Below are 12619 nucleotides of genomic sequence, written 5' to 3' on the forward strand. Positions count from 1 at the left end.
TATTTCTAGCGTTATGGCATTGGGCTAAAAGGCGTCATCCAACAAAATCAAAAACTTGGATCGCCATGAAGTACTTTATCAACCGTCGAGGCCAATGGCAATTTCACGGTTGGCAGAAGAGCATGAACATGAACATGGATTGTCAGTTTAATCTATTTCAAATAGCTAAGGTGCCAATAGAGAGACATGTGAAAATCAAGAGTGAAGCTACGCCTTTTGATCCTTTATACCAAGAATACTTGGCAAAGAGAAAAGCAAAGAGGCAATGCCGCAACTCTTGGAATGAGCCTAATCTCGCTGCTTTATAAGTTGCTGGGTACCAATTAGGTGCCTTCGTGAAGGCTTGAGCCGTATGCAGTGAAAGTTGCACGTACGGTTCTTAGGAGGGCGACACTTGGTAACAGGTGTCGTCTATCCGACAGAAACGAGTTACGCTTGAAGGTTAGCTATTGGCAGCAAGCCGCCCTTTTGGAAATAGGTGTTAAAGAGAAGTATTAAAAGATTTCCTATAAATTACATTCATTAATCAATAACTGACTTATAGAGTCAGACTTTTTTGATAGTTTAAGGAGCTCATCATCCTTTGAAGGGGCTGTTGAATAGTTGAATTCTGAGCTAGAAAGAGTGTTCTTGATTTCTAAATAGTTAGATGAGAATTTTTGACAAAATTCAGTTATCTCCGCGTTAACTATTTCTTCGGAATTTTTCTTGTTCCTCATGTATAACTTGTAGTTCTCCGTTACAACTTCTAAAGCTGCATGATCGTAGCGTATGGTCGCAATCACTTCACTATCTTCGATTGTATAATCAACAATATTAACAGAAATAGGTCGTAAGATGTTGGCCTTCTCGCTGTAGCTTGATAAACCGGCTTGAGAATTGTTAACAATGAAATAAGCGCCTAGCTTTTGAGCTGCTTCTTTATATATTAAATCTGCAATGTTGTACTCATTAACCGTGAGGCCGATAGTTTTAAACTTGATAACTCTGACAGTATCAGCCGCATGAGCGCCATGGCTCAATACAAAAATGACTAGTAAAAATACAAATTTCATAAATCCTCCTTCAAGCTGAAAAGTATAAATTATTGAATGCAGGTTTGTGAAAATATAAAAAACACAATGAGGTTTTTTTATAACCTATTGTAAATAATTGATATTTAGTTTTGTTTTTAACCGCTGCACGAAATGAAATTTATGAAATGATTAATACAGTTTTAGTTATTAGAGGTCGTTTTAATGAATTTATTGAAAGCGCTAGCAAATGGGGCTTTTATATCGATTGTATTCCATGCGATCGGGAGTGCTTATGGTGCAGAAAAGGTTAGTGTCAATTTAACGCTCGATAATACCACTGAGTACGACGCACAAGTAATAGAGTATTTACTTCACAAAAAAGCTGTGGAGCAAGCAAAAGTAAACCTCAACACGAATGTTATAAGCGGCAATCAATTATTGCCGAATATAAGGGCAAAACTTAAAGAGCTAAACATTAAGCAAGAGCAAAGTACCCTTAATGCAACGGCTACTTTTGAGTTAGCTGAAGGTCCTGAGTTAATGGCTAATAAGAATACTATTAGGATTTATGACGAAGTATTTCTGTTTAATGGCGTCGAAACAAAACAATCATCAATGAAAAAAAGACTCAAAGAAAAGGTGTTTGAATATAAATTCTTTGCTGATATCCAAAGCAAATTATCTAACCTAGTGACAATATCAGACTATAAAATCAAAGAACCTCAAATTAGTGAAGACCAAATGATTTATGGTGGCCTTAAGCTCTCAGAAGTATTGAACATCCGCGCTTTAGTTGCAGCCCAAAGTTACTCTCGTAAAAGTATCTCAAATGGAGTAAATATTCGAAATGAAGAGTGTGCGCAGCTTGATTCAAATCTGTTAGATGTAAACCCTCAATTTCCATCGATTGGAAAAACTGCACACTGGCCAGAATTTAAAGTAGGTGTATCGATGCTAACACTCCAGCTCTTGACTGGGTTATCTCCAAAAGTTTTAGAAATTGATTTTACTAAAAACTTACTACTATCCGAATTGCAAAAGTCTAGAGCGAGAGTAAAAGACTATAATAGTGACTTATTGCCTTATTCAAATATGTGGGATGCATACAGAGAAAGCATAGAGAACTTCAAAAATGTATTAAATGGGCAGACGTCCAATTTATCTGAAGAATATATGGGGAATATCGAGGCATCACCTTTCCGTCAATATCCGTTTGCAGATGTTAAGCAAGTTACAATGCACCTTAGCTTTGATGAATTAATTAGTGAAGGGGACTACGATGGTATTGAGTTCAATGATTGGTTTTGGGGTCCGAAAAACTACTATGGAGTACGAAGCAGCTATATTAATCGCGTAGATGATTTATCGAGAGGCAAGCCTTACTTTTTTCTTGTGATAGAGGTTTCAGGTGTAAAATTCTATCGAGCTGTCCTAGATATTAACTTTATTCATAACAAGCATAGCTCGGCAAAAGTAAAATTAATTCCAATAGATGTTTTGCCATTTTTACCAGGGTCAGAGTTTAATATCTTTAATCGAACAGACTACCGTAAGTTGTGGCTAAAATCTTTGGAACAAGTATCCGTGACTGATGGTTCAATAAGCAATCGCGCAGTCAATATACTGCCAAAAGAAACAACTGATTGTTTGCCCGATACGTTTGCTTTTGATGTAACACTAAGTGAGTTGTTTGCTTTTAGAAAGGGGCAGACTGCATTACTCGACGGTGACTTTAACCCGGTAAAAAATTCACATGGAGACTACGTTGTTAATCAGAATGGTTTTCTAGGTTTAATGTCTACAGAAGAGCCCGCCTTTCCCGTATCTGTCAGTATGATGGGTAACTCGATAAATATTAGCTACTACAAAGACCATAAAATTGGGGATATAAGCGTTTATTTTGAGAAAAAGGTATTTTAATCAAAAAATACTGAAATTCAGTTGAAAATCACGCTTTTAAAATTTTTTTCAATTTTAAGATTAAGCCAGACTCAATATTCTGGCTTTTTTTATGGATTTTACAATTTACTCAATCGGTGAAACAGCGTTCATGTATGAGGTTCTAATGGGCCTTCGAAGAATGTTTGATTTTGGCTTTTCATCTTTGCATATTTTGATAGGTGCTACAGCTCTACTTTCACTGATGACTCTTGTAGTAAAAAGTTGGATCAACCCAAACTCTAACCCAGTACTATCTTGGTTTATTGGGCTTTGTATGTTCATGGTCTTGTGTGGTCCATTTTCTAAAGTAGATGTTGTTATTGAGTCGGTAAGAACTGGAGATGTGTATTATGTGAATGATGCACCTGGCATAGCAGCTGTTATTGCAATGATGACCTCAGGAATGTATGGGCTTTCACGAGATTATGAAGATTCATTCGCCTCACCGGATGGTTATCAGGCCGGTCAATTTCTCGATCCAATGAGGGCGCTAGTGGCGCTTGATAAATTTGGATATATGGGCTCTGAAGAACTAGATTCAGGCGTTAATGCCCAAAGGTACAGAATCAAAACATCTACAATGAACTACCTTCAAGACTGTGTAATTTGGGATCTTCAAGTTGGTGGCAATGACGCTGAGCTAAATGCTGACAAAATAAAAAATGCCCCAATGGAAAACTTCCTTGAGTCTATAAGAATTAATACACCATCAAGAAGCACTTATATTCAAATAGACACTCCTGCCATGGAGCTATTAACATGCCCAAACGCATACTTGAAGCTCAAAAGTTACTTTGATAGCTCAAGTTTCAGAGAGATGACTGACAGGTTTTTGCAGAAAGAAAATGTAAAACCACAAGATGTTGAAGCCGGGGCGGAATCGATTTCTGCATTAAGCGCGACAATGAATGCATATCATTTAGCGACGGGAAGGTATTTATCAAATGTTTTTGCTGAAGCTGCTGCAAAAAGTGGGGATATGCAAGGGCTCCGCTCTGAACTTACTTTAATAGAAACAAAGTCTCAGCGACATTACCAAATGGCCGCTGATAGAAACCTAGCTTTGGAGCTATCAATTGGTTTTGCAACCTTCATTGAGGCCTTTGTGTTTTTCTTGATCCCAGTTATTGCAATCATGCTTGTAATGGGTGCTGAAGCTATGAAATCAGCTGCTATGTTCTTTGGGGTAACTGTGTGGGTTAACTTGTGGCCGGTAACCATGAGTGCGGTTAACCTTTTTACTTTACTTGCTATTCAAGGTCGATTTACATCAGTGTCAGCTGGTGGCGGTGGTGTAAGTGCAATCACATTTGGTATGTGGGGGCATAGCATGTCAACAATCGAATCATTTATTGCAGTGGCAAGTAGTTTGGCTGCTGCAGTTCCTATGCTCACTTTATATATACTGCATAGGGGTGTTCACACCATGATGGGTGTATCTAATAAGACGTCTCCTGATACAAATATTGATTCAAAGAAATTGTCACCGGATGTCACAACATCTGCAAATGGAGGTAAAGCAAGTCAAGGTGATACTACTATGCAAGCCAGTGATGTTCATTCCTCATATGGGCAATGGAGCCAAGCTCAACTGAATGGTGGACAACGAAATGATGTAAGTATTAATCCGGGTGGCGCAGGGCCAGCCTCGGGTTACCTTAAACAGTCATCAGCTGAGTTGTCAGCGATTGGCTCTAGAAATACTCAATTGGCAAATACTGAAGCCGCTAGCCAAACATTACAAAAAACTGCCACTGATAGTAAATCTGCTACTTTAGATTCAATCAAAGGGTATAAACAAGGAGAGTCATTTGAGAGTGTGGATACTTCACAATTATCAGAGGACGAAGCTTTCTTAGCGGCACAAACCGCAGCATATGCAACTGAAAATAACATGAGTTTATCTGATGCATATGATCACGTATTACAGGGCTCGGCAAGCATGGTAGCAAAGGGGGCTCCATCAATAGCAGGGTTTGGTTTAGGTGCTGATGCGAAAGCAGCGATCACAGCAAAAGCGGCATCACAAAAGCAAGTAGGCGCCTCAGAAAGATTGTCAGAGGACGAACGTGCACAAGTTTCTGAATCGATAAAAGCAAACTGGGGGAATGCAGTAAAAATGGCTCAATCATCGAGCAGTGATAACTCAGTTGCAAGTAAAGAGGCGGTTTCCCGACAGGAAGCTGTTACAAATGCTCATACAAATATGCTTCAAGCTCAAGCCCTTGAAGCTGAGGGGAATACAGCTAGCTCCGCTTCAAAAGTAATGACGCAAATGAATGCAGGTGAGGTTCAAAACTCAACCACAGGAGCAAATAAAGCATCAATCGGTTCAATTGTTTCAACACTTTCAGATGAGCAGCAGCATGTTCTTTTAGGTAGTTTGATTGGTGATGAAGGCTTAAATAGTTTATCTGGTGACAAGAGAAGTGCTTTAATTTCTGAGCTGGGAGATAGGTTCGACTACCACAAAGAGCAGGTAAATAAAGGTGATAACGCGAGATTACCAGAAAGCCAAAAAAATAATATTGCTTTGGCCAATACGGTTACTGATGCAATCGCAAGAATGTCTGGAAATACTGAAGTGCTGTCTACAGATCATAATGGTAACCAACTTCCTCTTTCAACTGGAGTTACAGCACTAAAACAAGCTAATACCGAAAGAGGAGCTTCTGCAGGCTTAATGAGAGAACTAGGTGAAACACTACAAGCGCCGAGCCTAATTTCATTTAGTGACCAATTGAATGGATATAAACCGAGTGATAATTCACATATTCCAAAACCTGAAGATAATACTGGCATAGACACCAACACTTTAAGTAATGATGTAAATAGTGGCATAAAGACTGATCCAATAAACATGTTCAATAATGAGCGTAATGCACAAGCATTTGCTGAACACAAAGAGCAATCTCAAAACGAGGTTAGTAGTAGAGGGGCATCTGGTACAGGTGCTGTTAAAGCTAAGGGTGAGGATGTTGTTTCTGAGTCAGAAGATAAAAATGCAAATAATTTAGCGCATGCATTTGGATCATTAAAAGTATTAGGCTCAGAATCTAATGAATTATCTGGCGGTGTAGTTAGTTCTATTGGCTCACTATTCACCTCTTCAGTGGGTGAGGCTGTTACGGATGAGTTTAAGAAGTCTGGTAATGGTGAAGGTATTAATTCGAATCTAATTGAAATGGGTTTTAGTGTTTTATCAAGCAATACACCAGAAGCTATTAGAAACTTACTAACTAGCGCAGCAAATGGTGAAGGTTCGATTATTAATGGTGAACGCTTATCTCCAAATGAAACACTAATGTATGCTGGGGCTGTTCAAACAGCAATGCGCCCTGAGTCTCTAGCTGCCTTCAATGAAAGTTTAAATTCAAACTCAGCTCTTCTTGCTTCAACGCTACCTAATAACCCTTACAGAAATGCTCAAGAAAATATCTCAGCTGTACAGGAGATGAGAGAGAATGAATCAATTAATAATGCCCTGAAGAGTAGTGAGTTAATTGCGGCATACTCAGCATTGGCAAACCTTGATGACGGTCAAATTGAGGACGTAATTGCAGCCACGAAAGGAGATGATAGTTTCTTAGGTATTAATGATGCTAAATACGCTCGTCATTTAGAAGCGCTAAATGAGTTATCCCCACAGTTAGGTTTAGAACCTCAGTACAACCCATCAAGGTATAAAGATGAGCCAAGTCAAAAAGGTAGTTTGGAATCAGTAAACTACGACTCTCAAGCTAGCTCAATGGCTGGGTTTGCTGGATTAAATGAGAGAGAAAATTTAGATCGAACTGAAAACAGATCGAAACCTAGTGGCCAAGGTCTTGTTGAGGGTATTACCAAAGGAAATTATGACCAAGATGCCAAAGAGATAGCTAAATATGCGTTAGCAAACTTTAATGCAACTGGTGATACATCAGGAGTTAGCTTTAAGGAACTTAATGATCGAAATTTAGATAATTTTAAATCAGCACAAGTTTCTAGTCGAGAATTTAGTATTCCTGATTTTACTAACATCACCCCTAAAGCAATGGAAGATCTGAATAAGATGAGGGATGCACTTTTAATTGCAGGTAAAGATAGCGAGGCAGAAACACTAACAAATACAATTGCTTCTATTACTTCAGATGAGCAAACTAAAAATGGGTATGAATCAAGTGCATCTAAGGAGCATGAAAGCCAAGTAATTAATAACGCAATTCACTCAGAAGGTGTTTCTAGTAAAGCGAAGGAGTTTGCCGCGAACGCCCTTTATGGCACAAGCGATACTCCAAGAAATCTTTCTCATGATGACATGAGAGATCTACTTACAATAAACAACTTACTAAGTACAGCTCCAGAAGCACAAAGAACATTAAGTGAAGCGATCACAACTGCCTTCACACCGAATTATAGTGATGCCGGTACTAAAGAAGCAAATCCACCTGTAAACAGCCTTAATTCAAGCGAAGCCTCAGTGCCGCAACAGTCTGTAAATGAAAGTGATTATGATAAGAGCTCTGTCACACAACAGAATGCACTGAGCGTAACACCAAAAAGCTTATCAGTTGATAATAACCGTGGTGAAGAAATAGAAGAAACCCCTATCAAGCCAAGTGAGGTAAATAGTGGGGTTAACAGTACTGGTAAAGATGAAAGCGGGAATGTTCTATCTAAAGAGTCATCGATTGCAGGCAATGATTCAAGGGATCGTATTGATACCTACCAATATTCTGGCACAAAAGATGATTCTTATCCGAATACTACAGATTCAGGTCGTTCTTTAGTGGGCACACAATCAGAAAACCTTCAGGCTTCAGTAAGTAATGGCGGCACATTAAATAGTGAGGTTGGTTCTACTGGCAGTACCACTAGTCCAGGGTTGCAAAGCAGCCCTGCGAGTACAGACCAATCAGAAAGCCTTAAGGCATCGGCAAGTACTGGCGGTAAGTTAAATAGTGAGAATAGTTCGACTGATCGCAATGCTAGTCCAGAGTTGCAAAGCAGCCTTGTGAGTCCAGACCAATCAGAAAGCCTTCAGGCATCGGCAAGTACTGGCGGTAAGTTAAATAGTGAGAATGGTTCGACTGATCGCAATGCTAGTCCAGAGTTGCAAAGCAGCCTTGTGAGTCCAGACCAATCAGAAAGCCTTCAGGCATCGGCAAGTGGTGGCGGTACGTTAAATAGTGAGAATGGTTCGACTGATCGCAATGCTAGTCCAGAGTTGCAAAGCAGCCTTGTAAGTCCAGACCAATCAGAAAACCTTCAGGCATCGGTAAATACTGGCGGTACGTTAAATAGTGAGAGCGGTTTAAGTGACCGCACAGCTAGTCCTGAGTTGCAAAGCAGTCCTGTGAGTCTAGACCAATCAGAAAGCCTTCAGGCATCGGTAAATACTGGCGGTACGTTAAATAGTGAGAGCGGTTTAAGTGACCGCACAGCTAGTCCAGAGTTGCAAAGCAGTCCTGTGAGTCCAGACCAATCAGAAAACCTTCAGGCATCGGCAAGTGGTGGTTCTATTGTTGCTGAGCCTAGTCTAAAACCTGACACAAGCGGTGATAATGTGCAGACTCAATCACAGTTAATTGCTTCTAATTCTTCTCAGAAAGGTGAGTCTTTTGAACAATCTAACTCAGATGAAAGTCCAGTTTTGAACAACTCTAATTCTGAGAACCTAAGTTTTAATGAAACAAACGCTGGTGAAGCAGCGATGGTTAACAATAGAGAAAATTCAATTGAAGAGAGAAACCCGTCTGGCCTACATCCTGTAGCTGGTGGTGAAGTCACTATGACCGAGTCACAAGAGGTTGGATTAAGGAAAGTTCTTGATAATACAGAAATGAGCAATGATGCATTATTAAAAGCGGAAAATATCTTGTCTCTAGGTACAAATTCCAATTTGAGCTCATTTACAAAGGAAGAAAAAGCAGAGCTTTTAGATTTGGCTGACAATCTAGAGGCAAATAATTACATAGCTGAATCATTACAAATCAAAAGAACGTTGGAGAGCTAACATTGACGATGACATTAGAGCAAGAATCAGCAGCTAACGATGTTAATAATCACTCTTTGATTCTTGCTACAGCAGGTAGTGGTAAAACAAAAACATTAATTGAAAAAGTAAAAAACGTACTAAAAAAATCATATGACAGGAAGGTTATTCTCGTTACATTTACAAATGCGGCCGTCAACGAAATGCAAGAAAGGTTGGAGATAGCTCTTCCACAATCATCAATAAATAGAGTTTCTGTAACTACATTTCACAGGCAGTTTCTTAACCAAACAAAGAAACTCATGCAAGGTAAGCTACTAATTGGAGCAACATACTTCAACTTTATTGAGAGGTTGAAGAATTACATCGAAAATGAGCACCTACTACCGGAGTTAAAAGTAACATTCAATGACATTACGAGCATTTTGAATGATCAGCCATTAGATGAAAAAAAAGGGTTTGATAAAGACGCTGTTAAGCTAGTTAAAGAATGTTATCAAGAGTTAAAGATAAAGAACCACCTTTATGACTTAGATGACGCAACCAGGCGCGCGGTAGAAGGAACTTTAAGTGGGGAAATACCGCTATTAAATTGTACAGACCTAATGATTGATGAGTTTCAAGACACAGATTTACTACAATATGAGTGGATTGCCCTGCAGGGGCGCGGAGGGATTAATCTAACACCTGTTGGAGATGATGATCAAAGTATCTACTCATGGAGAGGCGCTAGAAGTTATGAAACAATGCTTAAGTTTAAAGATGAATTTAAACCCAATATTCATATGCTTGCAAAGTGTTTTAGATGTAGACCTGAAATAATAGATGCCAGTAAAAATCTAATAGAATTTAATAAAGATAGAATTCCCAAAGGTATGGTCTCGGGGAAGGAAATTGGTGGCACTGTTAAAACATACATACATAAATTTAAAAAAAGTATGCTGTTAACATTTTTGGAGAACTACAATAAATATGATGGTGAGTGGGCGATCCTAAGCAGAACTAATGTTGCATTGGACTCAATAGAAGAGTTTCTGATAGAACATGAAGTAGCGTATTCAAGAAACAATCAAACAAGTATTTTTAAAACAAGCGCTGGTGATTTTGTAATTAAACTGTGTTCTTATCTTTTAAATAAGTTTGCACACTACCATTTGTCAGAAGTTTTAGGGTACTTAAAAGAGGATGAGAACCTAATTCCTTTAATTTCTGAAAGTATCAAGAGTAATTCTGATATTGAGTCATATCTAAATAATTATGGTCAATCAATTAATGGAACGGCTTTTGAAATGTTCTATTCAAATTATTATTTATTTGAAAACACTCATGATTCCAAAGAGATAAACACCAGAATTGATTTGTTGATTGATTTCATCATAGAGCGCCGCTCAAAAGGCGACAAGCTGAATAAATGCGCTGTTGAAACATTACTTCTTGAAGGGCTCAAGACAAAAACAGGCTCTTGGTTCGAAAGAATCAAGCTTTACTCAGATAAAATTAAAGAGCAAAACAGTAAATCTGAAATTGATAAATCAGTGGTAACTTTAACCACATACCATGGCTCTAAAGGTCTAGAGTGGACTAATGTGGCTATTTTTGATGTTATCCAGGAAACGATGCCAAATATGCAGTCACCAATCGATGAGGAAAGACGTTTGCTGTTTGTTGGGATGACACGCGCTGAGCAACGGTTATTTATTCATAGCTACTTAAATAAGGCTGATATTGATGATTTAAAGGATGTGGGTGAATTGGCACTATTCAAAAAAGATTACGAATATAGCCCACCAATAACATCAGATATTAATGATGTTTGTTTTCCAAGCGAGTTTATCGAAGAGATTTACTACACTAACGATTAATCTGTAGTAGATTAATCTGTAGTAGTGTGATTACGTCAAAATCGCTTGGTACTTATACCGTCAGTATCCCTTGGTAATCACACTTATTCAATTAATCACTGTTCAATTAATCACACTTATTCAATTAATCACACTTATTCAATTAATCAAATGTTGTTTGCCTTATTTCGGGAAATTTAATCTTTTGTATTGTTGACTAAAAATTTATAAGCAATTATATTGATTATAACCCTAGAGGTTCAGCCTTTAGGGTTAACCAATCAACACAGACTATCAACGTAACAACCACTCTTCTGAGTCATTATCGGAATACAAATTTCCAATAATGATTTCTCAATCCACTTTACCTTTTAGGTCCTTGATTTTTGCACTATGCATAATTATGCCTATTGGTATTTAAAGTGGCTTCTAGCTGTTGAAGTTAAATCTCAGCGTTAATACCTTCTTGGTATTAAGACGGTTGAAGTGATTCTTTCACAAATACCTAACCAATTCCTATACGGGATACTCTTCTGTATAGGAATCGAAATCTCATTCGATGCGACCGCTATACAGATCTACTTATTTTTAGTTCTGCGTTTTCGGTCAAATGCATTGGAGGAGATTATGGATATCATTCTTATATTACTGGCGTGCACATATGTTGCAATCAAAATTCACAGCATTATCGTTAAGCCAATTCTATCAATAGCTAGTTCAAGCTGGGGTTAATTTGAACATTAGGCTTGCGCAATCTCACCCTTTCAAGGGCGAGTCAAGCAAGAGGTAACTAGTCTTTTTTCTGACTTAAAGCGCGTGAAGTTTTTACGGCTCTTTCACTTGGCGGTGTGTTTTGATTTTCAATGTACTGCTTAATTACATCCAAACTCGCGCCGCCGCATGACACGACACAATAACTAGGCGACCAAAAGTGATTTCCCCAAAGCATCGTCTTAATCCGATTCCAATACTCACGCCTTAGTATATATGACGACTTCCCTTTTAATTTGCCAACCAAATTCGATACAGCAACTTTGGGGTGAATAGACACCATTAAGTGAACGTGGTCATGTTCTCCACCAAACTCTAAAAGCTCGCAATCCATTTGCTTACAGGTTTCCTCCATTATCTCTTTGGTTCTATCTAACATCTCTTTAGTGAAAACGCCTCTTCGGTATTTTGTAACAAATACTAGATGAGCATTATTTTTAAATAGGCAGCTTCTGCCTGTTCTCCATTCGTACATTTTACTTATAGACTAGATTGACAATTTAACGCTAAGTGTAATAATAGTTACCGCAATTGACAACCTACGGAAAGAGCATGCTAACTGGCATTAAGCTACGTGCTAACCCAACATCATATCAAAAACTGGTTTTAAGCCAGTGGATGGGTTGCGCACGCAGTATTTGGAATGCCAAAGTTGACGAAGAAAAGTATTACCGCACCTTTGCACGTAAATACTACCCAACGGGCACTTATGCCCCAATTGACCAGAAAACATCACAATTCAAGTCGAAGGAGTTAACCCCTTGGCTATCTCGATGCCCTAGTCAGATTATCCGAAACAGTGCGGTTAACTGGTATCAGACTTACCAAAAATTCATGAAAGGCGTGTGTGGGCGACCTAAGCGCAAACCTAAAACTGACCGAGGTAGCATCTATCTTACTCGTGAGGTGTTCAGCTTCGAACGTTGCGAAGATGGAAACTTACGACTATTTATCGGCACGAAGACTAATAATATTGGTTACTTATCCTTTAAAGCGCATGGCAAGTTCGAGATCCCAAACTCGCTATATGTGCGCAAAGAGCGTGGTCAATATTATGTATCTTTCTGTTATGAAGA

Annotated in this window: 6 protein-coding genes and 1 pseudogene; 5 read left to right on the forward strand and 2 right to left on the reverse strand. The window is 38.6% G+C overall.

Features of this window, described 5'->3' with window-relative positions; translation table 11 throughout:
* Positions 1-308 (forward strand): annotated as a pseudogene (locus ABMY41_RS20130) (group II intron reverse transcriptase/maturase); the annotation flags it as partial.
* Between the two features lie 198 nt (positions 309-506).
* Here ABMY41_RS20130 and ABMY41_RS20135 read toward each other — a convergent pair.
* On the reverse strand, positions 507-1055 hold the full coding sequence (locus tag ABMY41_RS20135; protein ID WP_036973812.1) for a hypothetical protein: 549 nt from the start codon (positions 1053-1055) through the stop codon (positions 507-509).
* Between the two features lie 183 nt (positions 1056-1238).
* Here ABMY41_RS20135 and ABMY41_RS20140 point away from each other — a divergent pair, with 183 nt between their 5' ends.
* The 3 genes from ABMY41_RS20140 to ABMY41_RS20150 all read left to right on the forward strand — a co-directional run bounded on the left by ABMY41_RS20140 (position 1239) and on the right by ABMY41_RS20150 (position 10793).
* Positions 1239-2936, forward strand: a complete 1698-nt coding sequence (locus ABMY41_RS20140; RefSeq protein WP_235378311.1) for a hypothetical protein — start codon at positions 1239-1241, stop codon at positions 2934-2936.
* 91 nt (positions 2937-3027) lie between these two features.
* The gene (locus ABMY41_RS20145; RefSeq protein ID WP_235378310.1) at positions 3028-8952 is read left to right on the forward strand and encodes a conjugal transfer protein TraG N-terminal domain-containing protein; all 5925 of its coding nucleotides are present in this window, start codon (positions 3028-3030) and stop codon (positions 8950-8952) included.
* 8 nt (positions 8953-8960) lie between these two features.
* Complete coding sequence (locus tag ABMY41_RS20150) at positions 8961-10793, forward strand: ATP-dependent helicase (RefSeq protein ID WP_235378309.1); 1833 nt, start codon at positions 8961-8963, stop codon at positions 10791-10793.
* A gap of 769 nt (positions 10794-11562) precedes the next feature.
* Here ABMY41_RS20150 and tnpA read toward each other — a convergent pair.
* Positions 11563-12018: an IS200/IS605 family transposase gene (tnpA, locus tag ABMY41_RS20155; protein ID WP_138534067.1), complete on the reverse strand. Its 456-nt coding sequence runs from the start codon at positions 12016-12018 to the stop codon at positions 11563-11565.
* Positions 12019-12095: 77 nt separating this feature from the next.
* On the opposite strand from tnpA, the gene ABMY41_RS20160 reads away from it, so the two are divergent.
* Positions 12096-12619, forward strand: a 524-nt coding sequence (locus ABMY41_RS20160; RefSeq protein WP_349276058.1) for a transposase, incomplete at its 3' end; no start/stop codon positions are given.

This window comes from Pseudoalteromonas sp. BZA4 (assembly GCF_040104395.1).
In the GTDB taxonomy this organism is placed as follows: domain Bacteria; phylum Pseudomonadota; class Gammaproteobacteria; order Enterobacterales; family Alteromonadaceae; genus Pseudoalteromonas.

What these genes read in the sequence shown, in the direction of transcription:
- ABMY41_RS20150 (WP_235378309.1), top strand. Translation starts at nt 8,961, where the DNA reads ATGACATTAGAGCAAGAATCAGCAGCTAACGATGTTAATAATCACTCT.
- ABMY41_RS20135 (WP_036973812.1), bottom strand. Translation starts at nt 1,055, where the DNA reads ATGAAATTTGTATTTTTACTAGTCATTTTTGTATTGAGCCATGGCGCT.
- ABMY41_RS20145 (WP_235378310.1), top strand. Translation starts at nt 3,028, where the DNA reads ATGGATTTTACAATTTACTCAATCGGTGAAACAGCGTTCATGTATGAG.
- tnpA (WP_138534067.1), bottom strand. Translation starts at nt 12,018, where the DNA reads ATGTACGAATGGAGAACAGGCAGAAGCTGCCTATTTAAAAATAATGCT.
- ABMY41_RS20140 (WP_235378311.1), top strand. Translation starts at nt 1,239, where the DNA reads ATGAATTTATTGAAAGCGCTAGCAAATGGGGCTTTTATATCGATTGTA.